Origin of the sequence: Streptomyces sp. NBC_00259 (genome assembly GCF_036181745.1) — a bacterium.
Taxonomy (GTDB): domain Bacteria; phylum Actinomycetota; class Actinomycetes; order Streptomycetales; family Streptomycetaceae; genus Streptomyces; species Streptomyces pratisoli.
Window position 1 is genome coordinate 82,120 of the sequence record NZ_CP108080.1, and the last position, 19,359, is coordinate 101,478.

Annotated in this window: 21 protein-coding genes and 8 pseudogenes; 8 read left to right on the forward strand and 21 right to left on the reverse strand. The window is 67.6% G+C overall.

Annotation, left to right across the window (positions count from 1 at the left end; translation table 11 throughout):
• Positions 1-33 precede the first annotated feature (33 nt).
• From OG766_RS00390 to OG766_RS00415, 6 genes and pseudogenes are all read right to left on the reverse strand, one after another.
• Positions 34-501 carry an Lsr2 family DNA-binding protein gene (locus OG766_RS00390; RefSeq protein ID WP_328727407.1) on the reverse strand — a complete coding sequence of 156 codons (468 nt, stop codon included), beginning with the start codon at positions 499-501 and terminating at the stop codon, positions 34-36.
• A pseudogene (locus OG766_RS00395) lies at positions 490-1,344 on the reverse strand (transposase family protein); the annotation flags it as partial. The pseudogene OG766_RS00395 and the gene OG766_RS00390, both read right to left, overlap by 12 nt.
• A 415-nt stretch (positions 1,345-1,759) precedes the next feature.
• Positions 1,760-2,209, reverse strand: coding sequence for a hypothetical protein (locus OG766_RS00400; RefSeq protein ID WP_328724226.1), 450 nt, complete (start codon positions 2,207-2,209; stop codon positions 1,760-1,762).
• Entirely contained in the window at positions 2,206-3,285 is a 1,080-nt protein-coding gene (locus tag OG766_RS00405) for an amidase domain-containing protein (RefSeq protein WP_328724227.1), read from the reverse strand. The genes OG766_RS00400 and OG766_RS00405 overlap by 4 nt, the downstream gene beginning before the upstream one ends.
• A gap of 104 nt (positions 3,286-3,389) precedes the next feature.
• Positions 3,390-3,560, reverse strand: a pseudogene (locus OG766_RS36655) (transcriptional repressor LexA); the annotation flags it as partial.
• Positions 3,561-3,583: 23 nt separating this feature from the next.
• The gene (locus tag OG766_RS00415) at positions 3,584-4,042 is read right to left on the reverse strand and encodes a hypothetical protein (protein ID WP_328724228.1); all 459 of its coding nucleotides are present in this window, start codon (positions 4,040-4,042) and stop codon (positions 3,584-3,586) included.
• A 528-nt stretch (positions 4,043-4,570) separates the two neighbouring features.
• Here OG766_RS00415 and OG766_RS00420 point away from each other — a divergent pair.
• The 3 genes from OG766_RS00420 (at position 4,571) to OG766_RS00430 (ending at position 6,792) form a co-directional block, all read left to right on the forward strand.
• Complete coding sequence (locus OG766_RS00420; protein WP_328724229.1) at positions 4,571-6,328, forward strand: lysyl oxidase family protein; 1,758 nt, start codon at positions 4,571-4,573, stop codon at positions 6,326-6,328.
• A gap of 132 nt (positions 6,329-6,460) precedes the next feature.
• The gene (locus OG766_RS00425; RefSeq protein ID WP_266389810.1) at positions 6,461-6,598 is read left to right on the forward strand and encodes a hypothetical protein; all 138 of its coding nucleotides are present in this window, start codon (positions 6,461-6,463) and stop codon (positions 6,596-6,598) included.
• Between the two features lie 2 nt (positions 6,599-6,600).
• Positions 6,601-6,792 (forward strand): GNAT family N-acetyltransferase, encoded by a 192-nt coding sequence (locus OG766_RS00430; RefSeq protein WP_266389936.1) that lies wholly within the window; start codon positions 6,601-6,603, stop codon positions 6,790-6,792.
• Positions 6,793-7,004: 212 nt separating this feature from the next.
• On the opposite strand, the gene OG766_RS00435 is transcribed toward OG766_RS00430, so the two are convergent.
• The 4 genes from OG766_RS00435 to OG766_RS00450 all read right to left on the reverse strand — a co-directional run bounded on the left by OG766_RS00435 (position 7,005) and on the right by OG766_RS00450 (position 8,348).
• A complete protein-coding gene (locus OG766_RS00435; protein ID WP_328724230.1) occupies positions 7,005-7,259 on the reverse strand; it encodes a 2-phosphosulfolactate phosphatase in 255 nt (84 codons plus the stop codon).
• Between the two features lie 48 nt (positions 7,260-7,307).
• Positions 7,308-7,595, reverse strand: a complete 288-nt coding sequence (locus tag OG766_RS00440) for a hypothetical protein (protein WP_266389805.1) — start codon at positions 7,593-7,595, stop codon at positions 7,308-7,310.
• A 118-nt stretch (positions 7,596-7,713) separates the two neighbouring features.
• The gene (locus tag OG766_RS00445) at positions 7,714-7,890 is read right to left on the reverse strand and encodes a hypothetical protein (protein WP_266389802.1); all 177 of its coding nucleotides are present in this window, start codon (positions 7,888-7,890) and stop codon (positions 7,714-7,716) included.
• Between the two features lie 17 nt (positions 7,891-7,907).
• Positions 7,908-8,348, reverse strand: a complete 441-nt coding sequence (locus OG766_RS00450) for a transposase family protein (protein ID WP_266389799.1) — start codon at positions 8,346-8,348, stop codon at positions 7,908-7,910.
• Positions 8,349-8,702: 354 nt separating this feature from the next.
• Between OG766_RS00450 and OG766_RS00455 the strand changes: the two genes are divergently transcribed.
• Positions 8,703-9,800, forward strand: coding sequence for a MerR family transcriptional regulator (locus OG766_RS00455; protein WP_266389934.1), 1,098 nt, complete (start codon positions 8,703-8,705; stop codon positions 9,798-9,800).
• A 90-nt stretch (positions 9,801-9,890) separates the two neighbouring features.
• Here OG766_RS00455 and OG766_RS00460 read toward each other — a convergent pair.
• A pseudogene (locus OG766_RS00460) lies at positions 9,891-9,998 on the reverse strand (IS21-like element helper ATPase IstB); the annotation flags it as partial.
• 106 nt (positions 9,999-10,104) lie between these two features.
• Complete coding sequence (locus OG766_RS00465; protein ID WP_328724231.1) at positions 10,105-10,380, reverse strand: hypothetical protein; 276 nt, start codon at positions 10,378-10,380, stop codon at positions 10,105-10,107.
• Positions 10,381-11,081: 701 nt separating this feature from the next.
• On the opposite strand from OG766_RS00465, the gene OG766_RS00470 reads away from it, so the two are divergent.
• Positions 11,082-11,756 (forward strand): hypothetical protein, encoded by a 675-nt coding sequence (locus tag OG766_RS00470; protein WP_328724232.1) that lies wholly within the window; start codon positions 11,082-11,084, stop codon positions 11,754-11,756.
• A gap of 92 nt (positions 11,757-11,848) precedes the next feature.
• On the opposite strand, the gene OG766_RS00475 is transcribed toward OG766_RS00470, so the two are convergent.
• From OG766_RS00475 to OG766_RS00495, 5 genes and pseudogenes are all read right to left on the reverse strand, one after another.
• Positions 11,849-12,586, reverse strand: a complete 738-nt coding sequence (locus tag OG766_RS00475) for a translation initiation factor IF-2 (RefSeq protein ID WP_328724233.1) — start codon at positions 12,584-12,586, stop codon at positions 11,849-11,851.
• Between the two features lie 400 nt (positions 12,587-12,986).
• The gene (locus OG766_RS00480; RefSeq protein WP_266389788.1) at positions 12,987-13,145 is read right to left on the reverse strand and encodes a hypothetical protein; all 159 of its coding nucleotides are present in this window, start codon (positions 13,143-13,145) and stop codon (positions 12,987-12,989) included.
• Between the two features lie 187 nt (positions 13,146-13,332).
• Complete coding sequence (locus OG766_RS00485; protein WP_328724234.1) at positions 13,333-13,797, reverse strand: GNAT family N-acetyltransferase; 465 nt, start codon at positions 13,795-13,797, stop codon at positions 13,333-13,335.
• Positions 13,798-13,819: 22 nt separating this feature from the next.
• Positions 13,820-14,615, reverse strand: a pseudogene (locus tag OG766_RS00490) (IS5 family transposase).
• A 55-nt stretch (positions 14,616-14,670) separates the two neighbouring features.
• Positions 14,671-15,255, reverse strand: a complete 585-nt coding sequence (locus tag OG766_RS00495) for a DinB family protein (RefSeq protein WP_328724235.1) — start codon at positions 15,253-15,255, stop codon at positions 14,671-14,673.
• A gap of 5 nt (positions 15,256-15,260) precedes the next feature.
• On the opposite strand from OG766_RS00495, the gene OG766_RS00500 reads away from it, so the two are divergent.
• Positions 15,261-15,389 (forward strand): hypothetical protein, encoded by a 129-nt coding sequence (locus tag OG766_RS00500; protein WP_266389783.1) that lies wholly within the window; start codon positions 15,261-15,263, stop codon positions 15,387-15,389.
• A gap of 50 nt (positions 15,390-15,439) precedes the next feature.
• Positions 15,440-16,256, forward strand: a pseudogene (locus OG766_RS00505) (IS5 family transposase).
• A 118-nt stretch (positions 16,257-16,374) separates the two neighbouring features.
• Here the strand turns inward: OG766_RS00505 and OG766_RS00510 are convergent.
• A pseudogene (locus OG766_RS00510) lies at positions 16,375-16,658 on the reverse strand (transposase); the annotation flags it as partial.
• Between the two features lie 202 nt (positions 16,659-16,860).
• Between OG766_RS00510 and OG766_RS00515 the strand changes: the two are divergent.
• Complete coding sequence (locus OG766_RS00515) at positions 16,861-17,352, forward strand: SRPBCC family protein (RefSeq protein ID WP_328724236.1); 492 nt, start codon at positions 16,861-16,863, stop codon at positions 17,350-17,352.
• Between the two features lie 200 nt (positions 17,353-17,552).
• On the opposite strand, the pseudogene OG766_RS00520 reads toward OG766_RS00515, so the two are convergent.
• The 3 genes and pseudogenes from OG766_RS00520 to OG766_RS00530 all read right to left on the reverse strand — a co-directional run.
• Positions 17,553-17,726 (reverse strand): annotated as a pseudogene (locus tag OG766_RS00520) (helix-turn-helix domain-containing protein); the annotation flags it as partial.
• A 420-nt stretch (positions 17,727-18,146) separates the two neighbouring features.
• Positions 18,147-18,275: pseudogene (locus OG766_RS00525) on the reverse strand (IS3 family transposase); the annotation flags it as partial.
• Between the two features lie 103 nt (positions 18,276-18,378).
• On the reverse strand, positions 18,379-19,263 hold the full coding sequence (locus OG766_RS00530) for a helix-turn-helix transcriptional regulator (protein WP_328724237.1): 885 nt from the start codon (positions 19,261-19,263) through the stop codon (positions 18,379-18,381).
• Positions 19,264-19,359: the final 96 nt, after the last annotated feature.

The window sequence follows — 19,359 nt, forward strand, 5'->3', positions numbered from 1 at the left end:
AGCTCGGAAAGACAACAGCTTCTAAGAACGAGCTCAGCGAGGGTTCGCCTGTTCCCAGGCTTGAATGATCTCGATTGGGATACGTCCACGCTCAGGAAGGTCGTAGCCGTTAGCCCTGGCCCATTCTCGGATCACGTGGGTGCTGACGGATGTCCGCGAGGCAGTGGCCGTTGCGGTGCTGCGGAGTTGCGACGGCGTGAAAGTGACGCCGCCGTCGAGAAGGTCTGAGGGGAACATCGGGACACGCACGTTTGCGCTCAGCACGTCGACGAGGAACTCGGTCACGGTTCCGTTGTAGGTGAACCAGGGCGCACGCAGCGCCTCGTTGACGGCGATGGTCCATTCGTCCGGGACGCCGGAAGGCTGGGTTGCCCAGAACAGGTAGTCGCCGTTGCCGGTGACGCCCATGGCAAGGAGGTCCTCAGGGGGGTGCGGCAGCGGCCAGGGCCGACGGGCGGCCTGCCGGACTTCTTCAATCTGCGCACGCAGCCGCTCTGGCATGGGGCCGGTGAGATCAGCCCACTCGCTGGGGGCGTGTGTCCAGCGAGTCAGTTGCTTCCAGCGTTTGTGATCAGCGAGGGCGTGTTCGACGGTGATGCGGTCGGACGAGTGACGTGTCGGTCGCGTCCCCACTGCTGGACTCTGCCGGGGAGTGCTCCAGGCCGTGGTTTTCTGGGTGGTGTGATCGCTTGCCCGGGATGGTCGCGGCTCAGGCCGAGGTAGCCGTCGTCGAGGAGGACTTCGACGTCGGGGAAGTGCTGGAAGCACATGGCGATGCCTTCGTTGCGGACGGCCGTGGCGTCGTGCATACGTCCAGGTCGCAGGGCATCGGTCCATAACGTGCGGCCCTGCCAGTCGGCGATGACGGTGGCCTTCATGGTGTTCTGCTTCTTCTTGCCGGCGACGAACGCACGCCGGCCGCCGCGGCTGGCCGGTGGCCGGCGAACCTGGATCTCGGTGGCGTCCAAGCGCAGCTCGACGCCTTCGGCCTGGCCATAGGCGAACACATCTGGCAGCGTCCGAAGCCGCAGGCCAGGGCCGTCGGGGACCGCGCACCCCCGCTCCGCCAGAAGCGCGCGCACCTCTCCGATCGCGCGGGTGACGGTGGAGGTCGACGCCGACCGCGTGCGGCAGATCGTGCCGCAGATGGATCAGCGTGGCCACCAGCCGGTCGACGAACACCAGTTGGTGGCGGGCGCCCGCACCAGCGGCTCGCTTCCTCACCCCGCCCCGCGCAGCATGCCGTCGGCCCTCGAGGCCAGCCTGCCATGGCACCGCCAACTCCTCGACCAGACAGGCGAGATGGCGCCGCGAGATCCCTGGAAACAGCCGGTGCGCCAACATCCTTCGATTGCCATGATCGCCACAGTCGGATCACGCCACCGGCCCGGCGCGAAGTCTCCCCCGCTATCACGCACCAACTCGTAAGCGCCGTCGGCAGCGCGTTCACCTTCGACGAGAGGCCTCCCCCGCACAACGCAGCGTCACAACCGGCTTTGGTGACGTTCACCCATCGCAACGGCATCACACAGGGCATCCGCCACCAGCGGCGGAGTCGTACGACCCGCGGCTCGTACGACGCCCCGGCGACAGACCGGTTCGGCAACGGAGGACGGGGAGAGGTGCCGGATGCAGAACGCCCGGCCGGGGATGGCCCGGCCGGGCGTGTGCGCTGAGGACGTATCTGCTGCAACGGCAGCAGACGGCGGTGCTCGGCTCCCGCGATCAGCGGTGGCCACGGGAGCCGTCGACCGCTGCTTCACCTGTCCTTGCGCAGAAGGAGCGTGAACGTGTCGTCGTAGGGAGTGTCCTCGTGCTTCGGTGTCAGCTGCAGCGACAGCATGGTGCGCTCGCCGGTGAAGCGAACGTCGACGGAAGCCTCGCGCTCGCCCAGGTGGAAGTCCGCCGCGGCCGGTCGCTGGGCAGCATCACCCCAACGGGCGATCCAACGCTCGGCGTCGACCTTCGTGCCACCGTCGTCCCTGGCAAGCTCGGCCAGGCCGTCGGCGTCGCGGGCCTTGAGGCGGGCGAGGACGTGCTCAGCGGTGGCGAGGCTGCCGGGGGTGGGACGGCCGGTGACGGTCAGTTCGAGCTCGGCTGTGCCGTCCTTGATGCGCCCGGGCGTCTTGTCGGTGGCGGTGACATCGCAGCCGCCGAGCAGCAGCACGAGTGCTCCGGCGAGCCAGACCGACGTGCGTGCGCGCCTCAACTGCGCTTCCCCGGACGGATGATGCTGATGGCACTGAGGTGTTTGTTGCCCTTGAACCACTGGTTGAGAGTGGTGTGGGACGTGCGGCCGTGCTGCGTGATGCTGATGTTTCCTCCCTTGGCAGCGGTGACGACACCGGTGTGATTCCACTTCTTGGAGGACCTGTAGTAGCCGAAGATCACGTCGCCCGGCCGGGCATCATAGCGTGAGATCTCGCGACCGCCCCGGTAGCTCTTCAGGTGCTGGCGCAGATTCGCCGCCGCGGCCCAGGTGTAGCTGTCCAGGCGGATCCATCCGATGTTGTTGCGGAACCAGCGCGAGGGGTTCTTGCGGCCGCCCTTGCGCTGCTGCATCTTGCCACCCCAGTGCAGAGCCTTGGAGACGAAGTTGGCGCAGTCGGTGTCGTAGTCCCACTTGATGCCTGCGTTGCGTTTGGCCCAGGTCGCCGTGCCGCTCGCGCTGGGCGCGGCGCGCAGCGCAGCCCCCTGCGGTGCGACGGCTGCCGGCTCGTCGACGAGCATGCCGTCGGCGTCCAGCTCGATCGGCAGGACATCTACGCCACCGGCGACGTCCTCGACACTCGCTTCCGCGGGCGGGGCCACACTGGCGTCCCGCGCGGCATCGTCCGTCGTGGGAAGAGTGGCCTCCACGGCGGCGTCGTCGGCCTCCACGCGCAGTGCGCCGTTCGCGAAGAGGAAGCGGCCCGGCAGCCCACCCTCGTCCGGTTCCTGTGAACCGTCCGTGTTGGTCAGCACGCTTCGTTCGGCAACGGTAGCGCGCACCACCACGGTGCCGTCCGGTCCGGGCCCGGTCAGCACGTCGCCGAACGAAGTGGTGATCTCGGTGAAGCTGCGCCCGTGGCGGGCGTACGCCTCGCGGCGATCGTTGAGCTCGGGCAGCTGCTGTGCGAGCAGTTCCCGGAACATGGCGCCGTGCGGGCTGCTCGCGACGGCCTCCTCGCTGGTGGTGTAGGTGCCCTTGAGGACGCCGGCGCGCGGCGAAGCAGTCGCGCACCGCAGCGGTATAGCGCTCCTGCCCTGCGACGGCGGCCGGTTCGAAGCTCGCTGCGGCTGCAAGCGCCTGACTGCTTCCGCCTCCGAGGAGGCCTACAGCACGCACTACGCACCAGCGACAGCAGCTGATGCGGCACCGACGAGGTGCTTCGCAGCTTCACCGCCTGGCCGATCTCCCGCATCGACGGCGGATACCTCGTGTCGCGCGACCGTCGCGTCGATGAACGCCAGGTCGCCGCCTGACGCGAGGCCAGCCCGTCCGCGACCCTCAGGCTCGCCCGCGGCCGACCCGACCTGACTACGCGGCCTCGCGAGTATCCACCGGAAGATCCTGGCACCGGAGGTGTGACGCCGACGAAGTTCAGTCACCGTCCCTGAGCTCGATCGGGGCACGCAGGACCTGTGTGTGGATACGGTGCCCGGTGCGGTAGGTGAACCGGCAGCCCTCAGCACTGCCGGCAACCGGGGAGGTGACCGCTTCGGCCCGCACGAAGTAGTAGATCGGGCTCTCCGCGCCGGGAGCGATGCGCACCGGCTCCTTCGAATAGTCCCGGGTCAGGTCGGGCTCCTTGACGAAGGACTCGTCGCTGGCCCCGAGCCAGAATCCCGCGTCGTCGGGACGTCTGGCCGCCCTGGCCTCGCCCGTCCTCCAGTGCGCCGGAGCACCCACGAGCTCCACCCCGAGCACATCGACCGGCAGATCGGAGATGTTCGTGAGAAGAGGGCAGGTGAACCAGTAGCCCTTGCCGGCCGTGGCGTGGTGGAAGGAGAAAACGCCTCCCCAGTCGTCCTCCAGCGCGTGCCAAAACCCACCGGACACCCTCTCAGGCCGAGCCCGGCCAGCGCCATCGACATGCCGCTCCGGCAGCCCTGGTCTCTGCCGCCATAGCTATGGCCATGGCGGCAGCGCCCCCTCACAGCCACTCCCCCGAACACGGGCCCGCAGCAAGTCCGGGACACTGCGAACCCACCCACCTGCCGGCGACACGACACCCGCGCCACGAGCGGGACGTGGGCCCGCTGGCCGGCCGCTCCCGACCAGCGTGGTCCAATCCGCCCGGAACGGTTCAAGCAGGGTCGTCGACCTCTGGTGTGAAGGGGTGCACGAGTTCCGCCGCACCCTTTATCAGAAGGTCTGCCCTCGACTCGAGGCATACCCGCAACAAAGGCCTGTTCTCCTCGGCACCGGTTCTATCCGGCCAACCTCGCGGTGTCTTCGACCTTGCGGACAACCGAGCCTCGGGTCCGTTCCTCTCAGCACCCGGGCAGGCGGTTGTCGTATGTCGCCGAGTCGCGTCGCCCGCTGTCTGCTTCCTTCCCACACAGCATCCCGGAGGACGAGGGAACGATGACCAGAACGCGTACCGCCCGGCTGCGGCGTCCGCTGCTCGCGGGCACCACGGCCATCGCCGTCATGGCCGTGACGGCCGGATTCGTGGCCACCACATCGGATTCGACGAAGGCCGCGACGGGGCCCAAGCTGAGCCTCATCGCAGCGAGCACCTCGATCACGCTCACCTCCTGGAAGGAGGAGCCGGGCGTCTATCTCGATCTCGGAACTTACCTCACCGCGGAGGGAACGCCGCTGGAGTTGAAGGTGACCCGGAAGTCCTACAAGGACCCGGTCGCCATCACCCAGACCGTGTACGAGGGCGGTAAGGCGAGGGCCAAAGCCCTGCCGAACGGGACCGTGAAGGACTTCTCCGGGTTGCCGAGGTTCGCGGAGATCACCGTCACCGACAAGGCGGGCAAGCAGGTCCTCAGCCGTGCAGAGAGCTTCTGCCCGAACAACGCCAGTGGCCGCGTACGGCCCGACGCACCCGCCACCTCGAAGTATCCGGAGAGCTGCCCGACCAACCCCTTCACCCTCGGTTCCGTGTGGGGCGTGGAGAAGGGCTGGGCCGCCAACACGTACGGGGGTTCCTACACCGAGCCGGTCAAGCTGGCCGCCGGTACCTACACCGCCAAGGTCTCGATCGCCAAGAAGTACCGCGACCTGTTCGGCATAGCCAACAAGCCCGCCACGGTGAAGGTGACCGTGGAGGAGCGCAGCTTCGAGGACGGCCGGGGCGCCGCGGCTCGGACGGCCAAGCCCGGTCAGCACGCGGGGCACGGCGCCGCCCACCAGGCACCGTCGGCAGCCGGCACCGCACACGCCGGCCACGGGCCTGGGCACGCCCCGACGCCCGCCCAGGCCGCCGCGCCGGTGACGAGCGGCGCGGGTCCCTCGTACAACGTCGGTCACGGGCCGCTGAAGGCCGCTCCCCCGGCTCTGCCGTGGGCACTGAAGAAGCAGCAGGCGGCACGTTCGATGGAGGCCGGCGACACCGCGGGCCGGACCGACGGCTCGCGCAAGGCGCCCGCCCTTAGGCCGCTGCCCAAGCGGCCTACCGGCAAGCCCTCCGTTCCGGACGTGCCCAAGCCCGACCTGAGGTCGCTGCCGGCCTACGGCATCACCATCAGCGACGGTGGAGAGGACATCCCCGGCAAGGACTACCTCGCCTTCAGCGCCAATGTGTGGAACGCCGGCCCGGCGCAGCTCGTGGTGGACGGATTCCGCTCGCCCGGCAAGGCCAAAATGGACGCGTACCAGTACTTCTACGACGCCAAGGGCAAGCAGGTCGGCTACACCCCGACCGGCACCATGGAATGGGACCCGCGGCCGGGCCACGTGCACTGGCACTTCACCGACTTCGCCAGCTACCGGTTGCTGAAGGCGGACAAGAAGGAGACCGTGCGCAGCGGCAAGGAAGCCTTCTGCCTGGCCAACACCGACGCGGTCGACTACACGGTGAAGAACGCCAACTGGCACCCGAACAACACCGATCTGGCCACCGCCTGCGGCCAGGAGAACTCGATCTCCGTCCGCGAGGTCCTGGACGTCGGCTCCGGTGACACCTACACCCAGGACCTGCCCGGCCAGTCCTTCGACATCACCGGACTGCCCAACGGCACGTACTACATCCAAGTACTGGCGAACCCGGAGAACCGCCTGAAGGAGACCGACACCGCCAACAACAGCGCCCTGCGGAAGGTCATACTCGGTGGCACGCCCGGCCAGCGGACGGTGACCGTCCCGGCGCACGACCTGGTGAACGCGAACTGACGGTACGTCCGCAGCATCACGGCCGCCGTGTCGTCACCCACAAGGATCCCACGACGGCCGTGATCCGCTGGGCGCCGATCGGCACCACCGCCCGTCATCAACGAGGCCTCGAACCTGACCGCCCACCTGCGCATGTCCCAGACCAGGACCGACGAGGCCCCCAACAGGCTGTTGCTCGTCGCCGACCGCGGCGGCGAGGATGTGGGGCATCTCGTGGGTGCCCTCGGGAATGCGTCTGCGATGAAGCCGGTGAAGGTCGCAACCTGGTGAGCATGTACGTTCAACCCGCTGTCCGCCGGTACCAGATCGGAGGGCCCCGAGTCGCTGAGTTCATCGCCTGGGCGAAGGAGGCAGAGGCCGAAGCCGCGGAGGCGACAGCGTACTCAGGCAACGCTGACGCCATCCGGTTCTATGAGCGCAACGGATTCGCGCCCCAATCGGTGACGTTGCAGATGTCTCTGTAGGTGTTGATCCTTGATGGTCGTCCAAACTCATCGCACAGGGGAGACCTGTGATCAACAACGATTCCGGTGCGTCTCGCCGTAAGTTTCGTCGGCTTACCGGGGCCACCGGCCTACTCGCTGCGGTTCCCGGCCTGGAGGTCTCTTCTGTGCCGGAGCCCAGAAGACCGAATGAGAACCAGGCTTCGGTCGTCGTCGACGTCGCAGGCACCGTTTCAAGCATCCGATGGGACTCCTCCGGGTACGGCCGTGCAGGCACCGTCGGTCAGGACAGGCACAACGGAGGTGGCGTCCAACTCGATCGCGATCGCGACGTCGTCGGCGAATCCTTGCTGGATGAGTTCCCGCCCCGAGGAGCAGTCGGCCACCGTTTCTGCCACGTCCGGTGTGCCGGTGAAGGAGGTACGTGCGGCGGCGGCTTCGGGTGACGCGGGGCCGGCGTCCTGTTTCTGCAGTTCGGCGATGATCACGCCGACGGTGTCGTTCGATGGCAGGGAAGGTCACGAGCCCGGGGCCCGTCAGCGTTCCCGCATTCTGGTCCACCACCAGCCGAACATCGCCAACTCGATGTAGTTGGGCTCCGGCAAGGTACGGCGCTCGAATTCCTCGTCGATGCGCGTGACCAGTCGGCCCAAGTCCCGTTTGGCTCCGTGAGGAAGGTGCAGCATCGCCCGCTCCAGGTCGTCACGGGCATCTTCCACCTCGATCCCGGGCGAATAGGCCTCGGAGGCGTTCAGGTGGCGTCCACGCTGCTTAAAAGCCCACTCGAAACGAGAGAGTGCAATAGCGACCGCGTTGGGCCCCATCTCCTGGTCCTCGACCCGGCGGATCGCTGCACGAGTCCGCGCGGAGACACCGTGGACCCTCAGGACCGGATACTGCAATCGTGGCCGCCACCGCTCTGCGCGGACGGCCTTGGGATGCCTACGCGGCATCGCCCTTTCGGATCAACATGAGGCCATCCTGCCACGGCCGGGCACCTGCATGGCGATGGTCTTCGATGCTGGTCAAGACGGTGGGGTAGGTCTGGCCACGACGGATCGCGAAGTCGTCCACACCCAGCACCCGCGGCGTGCTGAACCGCGGATCGGGCAGTGCCATGACCCTGCGTAACAAGCTCATTCTTCCCGCGCCGGAGCCCATCTGGGCGGCCAGCCGGGCGCGGCCTGCCCGGCCAGCGCGAGCCGCACTCGCTCCAAGGCGTGGTTGAGCCGCGTGGTGAACCGTGCGTGCGGGGCGGCCAGCCGGGAGAACGGCTCGGCGAACGTCCGGCGCGGGCAGCCCGCCGACCCGCAGATGAAGCGCCGGACCGTCAGCCGGATCACGAAGCCCTGCTCAGCGAGCGGAAGGTCCTTCAGCCTGCGCTGGTAACGGTCATGGACCCTGTCCGAGATGCGGCCGCAGTCCGGACACTCCGCCTCGGCCACCCAGCCTCTCGCCACCACCTCGACCGTGCCGAACGCGGCCGTAACCGCCTCGGCATCCACATCGTCGATCCCCTCGAACCCCAGCGAGTCCCAGAACGGTGCATCGGTCTGCATGACCAGCACCAGCACCATCGACAAGCGACCGCAGCAGCGGCCAGCGAGTACCTGAGGGAGCGTCAATTCCGGTCATCGGAGGACAAGGCGTACGCGGTCTCTCACGCGAACCCGACTCCTCGCAATCGAGCATGGTGGTAACTCTCCGCGACAACTCCCCAAGATCTGTGCCAGAAACGACTTTTGATGTCACTTAGGCTCTGCGGGGCCATTCCCTGCGGCTGCAGGCGCCTCTGAACCACACCATCGTTCTGGCTTGCAGGAGTCGCCTCGGGTCGCTGCCCCGCGTTCGGTTCTTGCTGCCGTGAGTGGGCTCTTGACCCTCACGCGGCGTGAGGCCGCATAGTCGGTGCCGTGGAGGATCACTGGACTGTGGGACGCGTGGCCGAGCTGGCCGGCGTGAGCGTCCGCACGCTGCATCACTATGACGAGATCGGGCTCGTTCCGCCGTCTGCGCGGACCGCGGCCGGGTACCGGGCCTACTCGGCGGACGACGTGGAACGGCTGCGGGAAGTGCTGGCCTATCGGCGGCTGGGCTTCGGGCTGCGGGAAGTTGCGGAACTGGTCGGCGACCCGTCCACCGACGCGGTCGCGCAACTGCGTCGGCTGCGCGGCCTGCTGCTGGAGCGACGTGATCGCGCTGACGCCATGGTGGCGGCCATCGACAGGGAGCTCGAGTCGCGAGCGAAGGGACTGAAGGTGACACCGGAAGAGCAACTGGAGATGCTCGGTGCACGGCTGTACGACGCGATCGGCGACGCCTACACCGCGACACGGCGTACCGAGCCGCGGATCGCCGCGCAGATCTGGGACGCGCTCGGGGACGCGCAGACGGTGCTGAACGTCGGGGCCGGCACCGGCTCCTACGAGCCTGCCGATCGCGACGTGACCGCGGTGGAGCCATCGGCGGTCATGCGGGGACAGCGGCCTGCCGGCTCGGCGCCGTGCGTGGCCGCCGCCGCGGAGAGCCTGCCGTTCGAGGACCACTCCTTCGACGTCGCGATGGCCGTCTCCACCGTTCACCACTGGGGGGACCCGATAGCGGGGCTGCGCGAGATGCGGCGCGTGGCCCGCCGCGTGGTGGTGCTCACATTCGACACAGACGAGCCCGGATGGCAGGACCGGTTCTGGCTCACCCGCGACTACCTGCCCGAGTTCGCCGCCGTCCTCGCAGAATTCCCCTCACTTGCCGGGATGGCCGACGCGATCGGCGCCCGCGCTGAGCCGGTACCCATCCCGTGGGACTGCGCTGACGGCCTGTTCGAGGCGTACTGGCGCCGACCGGGGGCGTATCTGGAGGATCACGTGCGCCGTGCATCGTCGGTGTGGACGAGGGTCGGGCCCCAGGCCGAGCAGCGGGCGGTGCGAAGCCTCTGCGACGACCTCGACTCCGGCCGGTGGACCGAGCGGAACAGCGACCTCGCCGACCTCGACGAGGCAGATCTCGGCCTCCGCCTGCTCATCGCGTGACCCGCGTCGCAGCCTCAGCGTCATGGCGGCTCCTGGACAGCCCGCTGGTTCGGGCTGGTTGTCAGGCGGCCCCTCCCATAGAGCGCCCGGTCACCTGGACTGGGCTTGTTCGGCTTGAGCCTTGGTGTGAGCGAGGCGGTAGGACTCGGTGCCGGTCTGGATGATGGCGCCGTTGAAGGTCAGCCGGTCGACGATAGCCGGGACTTGGTACCGCACGTGGCGAATCTCGCCCGATGCGGCACACGGTGTGGCGCCCTGGTTGACAACGCCATCGCGATACGAGCCCAGTCCAATCGGCAAGACATCACGGTCGAGTCTCGGCGCAGGTGCGGTCGCCGATGTCGCCGAGCGAGAAGGCGGCCTCGGACGTTGTGCCGTTGTGGTCCAGCCGCAGGTCGATACTGCCCGTCGTGTAGTCCGTGAACCACACGGCGTACAGCGTCCGGGCGCCGTGCGCGACAGTGCCTACCCTACGGACTTCCAGAGGCTTGCCGTCGCAGGCCGCGGATAGCACCTCTTGATGGTCGGCAGCGAACAGGCGCCCCCAGCCATTGGCAAACAGGGTGGCGATGTCACTCACTCCCCTGAGGGTCTGGAGAGGCGGATCAAGTCCGGAGACGAGGCTGGCGACGCCACGGAGGCGGATGCGCCGGAGGAGGGCGGCGCCGCAGAACTCTTGACATCTCCCGAGCAGCCCGTCAGGGCCGTGCTCAAGCGTACCGCCACACCAACGGCCGTACGAAGTCCGTGTCGCATGAGCGCCCCCCTCATATGCGCCCAGAGGCCGGGGCGCACCCAAAGGATCACAGCAGCTGCCCCGGATGACCACCCCGTCCGCCGACATCGGCGCTTGGATCTGCCAACTCCCGCACCCATCCGGCAAAACAGAGCTCTGAGCCACACACGTGTAACTGCACACGCGTGTGACTGACCGCTTCAGGTGGCGGGTGAGCGGCGCTACTTGGCGCAGCCTTGCGTTGTGGTTGGCGTGCTGGCTGACGGCACGCTGATGGGCGGTCGGCCTGCCGACTACCTGCCCCACGGCGGTTGCCCGGAATCGGCAACGTGGCGCCATGGTGCACTGCCCGCTCTCCGCGTTACCTGCCTGCTTCTGCTCGTGGATGCTGTGATCGTCGGAACGAGGGCGGAGCCCTTGCGCCGCGGGTGCTGCGCGATGGGCCTGGGCAGCTGTGAGTTCGGACAGCCCCAGAGAGTTCGGTAGGCGGAGGGGAAAGGGTGGCTGAGGCGGCGTGGAGGCCCGGGCTGCGGGCGGTGCTCTGGATGCTCATCGCCCTGCTGGTGGCCAGTCTCGGGGTGGCGATGGCCGTCGAGGTTCGCAACGCGCAGGAGCGGGAGCATGAGTTCCGGGCCGCGCCGGAGTGCGCTTCCGTGCCGGTCAAAGCATCGGCCTGTCTGTGGGAGCAGGATTTCACCGTCCGCAAGGCCGCATCGCACCGTGGCAAGAGGGGCAAGCCGCCAGAGGCGGAGCTGGTGCTGCCCAGTGGCAAGCCGTGGCACGTGACGTTCCGCAACGCCGGTCCGCTGGTGTCGGAAATGAAGCCGGACGACAAGGTCGCCGGACTGATCTGGTACGGGGATGTCGTCGAGGTCCGGGATGCTGGCGGGCGGCGGCAGCAGACGTCCGACGGGCCCGTGGGATGGCCGGCGGACCGGCTCGGCGGGGCGATCGGCTGCATATCGTTCGGTACGGTGGCATTCATCGGTGGCCTGTGGGGGCTGCTCGGCCGCCGGAGCCGACGTCAGGTGGTGGCAGCGGCCGCCGTGCGGTGGCACAGCCTCGGGATCGGTGCCGCCGCGATCGTGGCCCTGTGGATCCAGGCGGCCACCGGCTGGCCGACGTGGTCGATTCCCGTTGGCTGGGGCGTGCTGACGCTGCTCTTGCTGGGCTCCGCGGTTGGCTTCGTCGTCGCCGCACTCCGCGGCACTATCAAATAGCCGGAGGGAAGCGCCCGGCGTTCGGCCGCCGAGCACTCATCTCCACCTGCGTGTTCGCTAGGCCGAGCGCGCACAGTGGACGATTTCCCACGTCAGGTGTCCGTTGCGGCCGCCGCCCGCCCGGTTCCCGAGTACGCGGGGGCTGATATCGGGTCGAGCCCTTCCATCTCCTGCGGCTTCCCAACCTCAGCGACGCCGGGGCCCACGCGGGCAAGAAGGCAGTCCTGCGCGTCGAAGCCGTTGCCTTCTACCGATAGGAGAACGCCGACCCGGCCGCTGTCCGCCTTCACCTCGGTACGGATCGCCGGATCCAGATCCAGGGCGGCGAGCCTACGGCGCACCTCGGCATCGTCCACCCGGCCGCCCTCCGGCACCCGGGGAAGTTTCGCGCGGAGCTCCTCGTACGGCAGCCGGGGCGGTTCGGGTGGCGGGGCGAAGGTCAGCGGAGGGCCATCCGGGCAGTCCACGTCACGGGGAGCCTCACGCCACTCCGACTTGGGCGACACCCGCACCGCGAAACAGCGCCGCACGGCGACCTCCTCAGGGTCGAGCCATCCGTTGTACGCCGAAGCGGACGTGCGGACGACCACGTCGATGCCGTCCCCGTCATGTGTCGAGGTACCCGTCACCCGCAATACCTCCACCCCGTCGATGCCGGAGGCGGAGAGACCGACCTCCTCCGCCGTGCGCGGGCGCTGGCCGTAGAGCCGCTCGCCCGCCTTCCTGGCCACCTCCCGTGCGGCGTCCGTCGCCTCGTCCTCGGAGGAGGGCACCATCCCGCAGCCGGCGGTGAACAGCAACAGCGGGGCGAGCAGCAGCAGTCGGCGCATGTGTCCACTCTTCCGGCGCCCCGTGCGGCGGGCAACCGATCGCGTACTCAGACCGGCATAGGTGATCTTGCTCAGCCGTTGCAGCGATCAGACGGGGGCGCACCCCGTGAGGTTCAGCCGCGGGCGTACGCATCGATCTTGATCCGGAGGTCGGCGATGACGCAGACCACAGCTCGGCGACATCGAGGAAGGCGAGACGGTCATCATGCGCACGCGAGCGACCAAGAGCGGTTCCTCCTACTGCTCGCCCAGCTACAGCGGCATCGCCTGACCCTCTGTTCGACACCTGGTGGCATCCAAGAGTCGCTGTCCGCAAACCACACGGGTGGCTGCGCGCCGGGTGAGCCCGGCGCGACGACCCCGCCGCGCACCCGTCACGGCGAGGTCGTCGTGCGGCTGGTCACGGTGTGGTCCACTGCCGGGAGGCGCCCCTCTTGTTGTCGTCGGCGGTCGCCGCGTCCGTGCTCCAGGCGAGTCGTGTCGGCAGCTTCGACGTGTCCCCGATGAAGACGGAGCACAGGGTGCGCTTCTCCCCGGCGTCCCAGCCCACGTAGCTCACCGAGGATCTGGATGGAGTGGACGCTCGACAGTTCCTCCCCATACGCGTGCGGCTGACTCTCCGGACTTCCCAGGGTGCACCTAAGTAGGTGCTTTTGAACCGAGCCGCTGGTGCCCCCATCGACTGGGTTCTCGGTGGCCAGGAGATCGTCGCGCGTGGTCCGTGCACGTGCGGCAGAAACGCGGGTTCAGTTCAGTTCCAGCATGCCCACCGTTTGGTCTCCGCTGGTCTCTCCGGTTGGCTGGAAGCCGAGGGCCAGATAGAAGCCTGTTGGGCCATCCGCTCCGGGATGCCAGGGGGTCGTCAGTCGTGTGCCTCCTCGGCGTCGAATCTCGTCGGCAACGGACTGTACTGCGAAGCGTCCGTAGCCTCGGCCCTGTTTTCCATCTGCGATGTTGAGACGCCAGAGTCCGGAGCGGAAGTCGGTGCCGTCGCCGGTCCAGTCAATGTCGAAGAAAGCCATGAGGAACCCGACCACTTCGTCGTCATCGCAGATCAGCCGGGGCCATGCGATGCCGGGGTGTACGTATGCCTCGGCGAGCGACTTCACCACGGGTGCCACCAGGTGTTCCTGGTCAGGGCGGACGTTCAGGTTGATCGCGGCCTCGAAGTTGTCAGGGGTGATCTCTTGCAGGTGCAGCGAAATTGGCATGTCCGCACTCTAAGAGGTTGTCTCACGTGGCAAGTTTCGCGAGCTTCTTCCAGCAGGTCAGGGCGGCGGCCAGGGCGAGGAAGTGCGAGCCCTTTCGGACGGTGAGGCGGCGGTAGCCGAAGAGCCAGGCGATCGACCGTTCGATCTTCCAGCGGTGCCGACCGAGACGTTCGCCGGACTCGATGCCGGGCCGCGCGATGCGCGCGACGAGCCCGCGCGCGCAGCCGGGCCAGGTGTTCGGCGGAGAAGTACGCCTTGTCCGCGCGGAGTTTGACGGGGCGGCGCCGCCGTGGTCCCCGGCGGGACCCAACGGCAGGTATGTCGCGGATGAGCGCTTGAGGGCGAGGTCGTCGGGCATGTTCGCGCCGGACACGGCGACGGCGAGCGGGATGCCCTGGGCATTGGACAGCACGTGTAGCTTGCTGCCCTTCTTGCCGCGATCGAACGGGTTCGGCCCGGTCAGCGATCCCCCCTTTTGGCGCGAACGGAGGCCGCGTCGACGATTGCCGAGGTCCAGTCGACCTCGCCGCGGGCCCTGAGTTCGTCCAGCACCGCCGGTGCAGCCGACGCCACAGGCCGGCCTGGGTCCGTACCGGGAAGCGGCGATGCGCGGTGGCGGGCGACGTGCCGAACGTCGGCGGCAGTTGCCGCCGGTCGCAGCCGCTGGTCAGCGCGTACACCACTGCCGTGAACACGGCCCGCTCGTCACACGGAGCGGTCCCACCACCTTGCGGACGAGCAGCGAACGACGGCAGCAACGGGGCGGAATGCTCCCACAGTTCATCAGGAACCGGGCGCTTCGATAGATCAGCACCCACGACCGGCAGTATGCCGCACGAACGTCACGTCACGTCACGTCACGTGAGACAACCTCTAAGCCTTGACTGGTGCGGCCGACCTGGCGGCCTGCTCGATCTTCGCGCAGTAGGCTGCTCGGGCTTCCTCGTTGATCTGCTTCTCGTGTTCGGCGCGCACCCCGGTCCGGCCGTCGAGGCCCTCGCGCAGGATATCGGCGTGCCCGGCATGCCGGATGGACTCGCCGAGGACATGGACCATGATGGCGAACAGGTTCGTGTTCGGATAAGGCTCCGGCCACCACGGCACGTGGCCGGGGGCGTCGAGGGGAAGCTCGTTGATCGTCGCGTCCGAGTGTTCCCACGTGCGCCGGTAGAACCCGATGATCTGATCGCGGGTCTCGTCCTCGGTCGCCCACAGATCGCTGCCGTTGTAGTCCTGCCACCGGGGCAGCGGTTCCGAGGAAGAGCGGTCGAAGACCTCGCCGAAGTACCTGGCCTCGACGGTGGCCACGTGTTTGACCAGGCCGAGGAGATTGGTCCCGGTCGCTGTCAAAGGCCGGCGGGCGTCGTATTCGGACAGGCCGTCGAGTTTCCAGAGCAGCGCCTTGCGATCCCGCCGCAGTCTCCCGTGCAGGTTGTCTTTCGCGAATTCATCGATCATGCGGCATGAGCCTGCCATGGGCTGCTTGTGGTCTCAAGATCCCGTACGTGGTCCGCAACGACTGGCAGAGTCGAGGCCTGGCCATAGCCGCCGCCCTGACCTGCTACGAGAAGCTCGCGAAGCTTGCCACGTGAGACAACCTCTAAGACCGTGTCCCATGTGGTGACCGGTCGTTGGGATGTTCATGGGGCGGGGTACGTGGAGTTGGATTGTTCCGGATGGGCTGTGGGAGATCGCCGAGCCGCTGATCCCGCCGTCGAAGGTGCGGCCGCAGGGCGGCGGCACGCAGGACACGCCTGATGAGACGCTGTTCGCGGCCATCATCTACGTGCTGGTCAGCGGCTGCTCCTGGCGTGCGTTGCCGCCTTGCTTCGGGATATCGAAGTCCACCGCCCACCGCCGCTTTCTGATCTGGTCCAGAGCCGGGGTGTGGGGCCGGCTGCACGAGTCGACCCTGCACCGACTCGACGACGCGCAGCTCCTCGACCTCTCCCGAGCAGTCCTCGACTCCGCCCACGTCAGGGCGAAAAAGGGGGCGAGCTCACAGGTCCGAGCCCCGTGGACCGGGGCAAGCCGGGTTCCAAGATGCACGTCCTGTCGGACGCGAACGGGCTGCCCCTCATTGTCGGCGTCACCGCCGCCAACACCCACGACTGCGAAGCTCTGAAGCCCATGGTCGCGGTCACCAAACGAGACACGACCCGCACAACGGCCGCCACTTCAAGCCGCAGCGTCTGCATGCAGACAAGGCGTACGACGTGCCCCACCTGCGGAAATGGTTACGCGGGAAGCGCATCGGGGTGCGCATCGCCCGAAAAGGCATCGAGTCCGGCGAACGTCTTGGGCGCCGCAGGTGGGTGATCGAACGCACCATTTCCTGGCTGACTGGGTACCGCAGGCTCAACCACCGCTATGAGCGCAATCCACGCAACTACCTGGCCTTTCTCGGCCTCGCCGCAGCTCTGTGCTGCTACAAGCGACTCCTCCGCCTCACCACATAGGACACGGTCTAAGCAGGCACTGCAAGTGATCTTCGAAGCGTGTTACCCGTGGTCAGCCGACGGGCCGCTACCTCTTGGTCCAGTTGTCGGTGCGGGGGCTCTTTCGGGTGAAGTGTCAAGTCATCATGGTGATGAGTGCCCAGTTCAGGTGGCTTCGGAGTGCTGAGGCAGGCGCTCGTAGTCGCGTGCGTTGCGGCGGGCGTTCACGCACCAGCCGATCGTGCGTTCTACTTTCCAGCGGTGGGGCAGCACAACGAAGCCCTTGGTGCCTTTAGGCCGGCAGACCATGCGTAGGGTGAGCCAGAGGCGTTCGCGGGCCCAGTCCACGAGTTCGCCGGCGTAGCCGCGGTCGGCCCAGATCTGGGTGATCTGCGGCTGGGTGAGACGCAGGCGCCAGACCACGTCGCGGGCGGCGTCGCGGGCCTGGAGCAGGCCTTTCTCCAAGAGGGCCGACACTCCCTCGCCCGCAAGATCCCCAAGGATCCCCGAACTCCTTCTCGCATTACTGTCCGGAACCGGCCTCGAACTCACCCCACCAGCGTCAAGCCCGTAGTCAAAGATCAGTAGAGTTGCCCGTTCACTCAGGAACCTGGAGGGCTCCGCCATGAAGTACACCGCCTCTATCGAGATCGCCCTGCCGCGGGAGAGGGTGGTCCAGCTGCTCGCCGACCCGGCACACCTGCCGAAGTGGCTGCGGGGCCTGGTGCTGCACGAGCCACTGAGTGGGGTGCACGGGCAGGTCGGTACCACGTCGCGGGTCGTGATGCAGATGGGGCAGCGGAAGTTCGAGTGCACTGAGACAATCACGCGGCGGGAACCGGCAGACCTGCACGGGATCCCGAAAGGGAGCGTCGTTCACTTCGACCGCGAGATCGTCGGCGAGGGCATGTGGAGCGCCGTGCGCGACCAGCTGACCGAGGCCAGTCCGGAGACGACGCTCTGGGTGAGCGAGAACGAGTACCGATTCAGCGGCTTGCTGATGCGGCTGGTAGGGCTCCTGATGCCCGGCACCTTCCGCAAGCAGTCACAGCAGCACATGCAGGACTTCAAGGCGTTCGCCGAGCAGGGAAAGGACGTCCGCGAGGCTAAGGGCTGATCTGCTTGCGGACAGCGGCGTCGACAACGTCGCGACCGAGGACATCCGCACCGCGCACGCGACGGCCTGGCCTCTGATTCTGGAGAAATCAGACCAGCGCGTGACATAGCTGACCCATCTCGTGTGGTCGCTCTGCTCACCTGGTGACCTCGGTGTTCGGGGCGAGAGCCTCCCACCGCGCAGCCCAGTACTAGGCCGCTCTTCTCTATCTCGCGCAGGTGGTAGTTCAGCCGCTGACGACTCTCACCCAGCCTGGCCGCGAGAACGGTGACAGAAGCGGGCTCCCGCAGCTCCTCCAGCAGGCGACGCCGCAGCGGGGATAGCGTGCCCCGTAGTCGCACCCCCTGATGCGGCACATCCAGCTCTTCTCGCATGCCGACAATTCAATGCTCGCTCAAGAGACCTCCTACCTCATGAACCCTGAGTGTCGAGAAACGACCGATTCCTGATCGGCCTCCTGCCGCAGCGCGGCAGAACCTCCGCCATTCGCCAACTCGTCCCCTCCAGGCCCTGGCTCCCGTCATCGCGAAGGCGCTCGGTTAACACGACAAGACAGCCACCCGCCTGGTCACCGAAGCCGGAGGAACAGGGAGCCGATACGCCCCCGGCGACCACCAGCGATGAAGTGCGGTACTTACGCTGGGTCCGCTGAGCCTCGTTGGTCCTCAACGTGGACGACGTGAAGCTCGGTGCCGTCCCGATGGCGCTTGGAACGTCCGAACAGCCCGACAGCGATCTGCGACTGATCCTGAAGTGAGCTTGTTCCGCTTTGACGGACACCATTGGTGTGGTGGTCAGGCTGCGAGTGCGGTCTCGTACTCGGCGGGGCTGAGGTAGCCGAGGCTGCTGTGCAGTCGGTGCAAGTTGTACCAGCCCTCGATGAAATCGAAGATCGCGGTGCGGGCGGCGGCCCGGCTGGGCCAGGTGGAACCGCGCGGCAGGAGCAGATCATGTCCTGTGCGCGTGCCGGCGCGACGGCCAGGCGTTCTTTGACGAGGCAACGTGGCCGGTGGGCGGCCTGGCGCATTACGGCCGGCGTATCGATTCGGGAATCCATTCCGCTGCACGCTGTTCCTGCTCGCCGCCCTGGCTGTTTTCGATGCGTGAGCGGAGTTCGGTGAATGCGGCCGCAGTGGAGCTGGCAGGTTCGGCCTGATAGACGACCAGCTGCTGATGAGGGGCTTCATTGACCGTGAAGGCAGAGAACTGGATCTGCAGGTCGCCGACCTGGTCGTGCCTGAGGTTCTTCGTCTGTCGGGTCTTGCCCTTCACATTGTGCCGTGCCCACAGCTCGGCGAATTCCGGACTTTCGACGGAAAGGGTTTCCACCACTGCGACGATCCGTGCAGATTCCGGGTCGTACCCGTAGGCGGCGCGGATTTCGGCGACGCACGACTGGGCGGCCTTGTCCCAGTCCTGGTAGAAGTCGCGGCCCGCCGGGTCGACGAAGACCATGCGAGCGAGGTTGTCGAACCGCTGAAAGCCGCTGTGCAGTGCGGCCGCGAGGGCGTTGTGCGCCAAGATGTCCAACGCCGGGCCGACCACGAACGCGGGGGTGTCGGGCCAGCTGTCGAGCAGCTGCAGCAGCTGCGGGTTGACCTGGTCGTGGCGTGCGGGAAGGGTGCGGCGCTCCTGAGGTGCTCGGGTGAGTCTGCGCAGGTGGTCGATGGCTTCGTCATCGAGTCGGAGGGCGTCCGCGACGGCATCGACGACCTGGGGCGACGGGCTGGACTCGCGCCCCTGCTCCAGGCGCATGTAGTAGTCGGCGCTCACACCGGCCAGCATCGCGACTTCCTCACGGCGCAGGCCGGGCACCCGCCGGCGGCCGTGCTCGGGCAGGTCCACGTCCTGCGGCTTGAGGGCTTCGCGCCGTGCTCTGAGGAACTCTCCCAAGGGGGTGCTGTCGCTCATGATCCCAGGCTAGCCCTCCCGTTTCGGATGCGGCGGGTGCTGAACCGATCGCGATGTGCTTGGCCGGCGACTGCATTCGCCAGGCGGAGTGCGAGC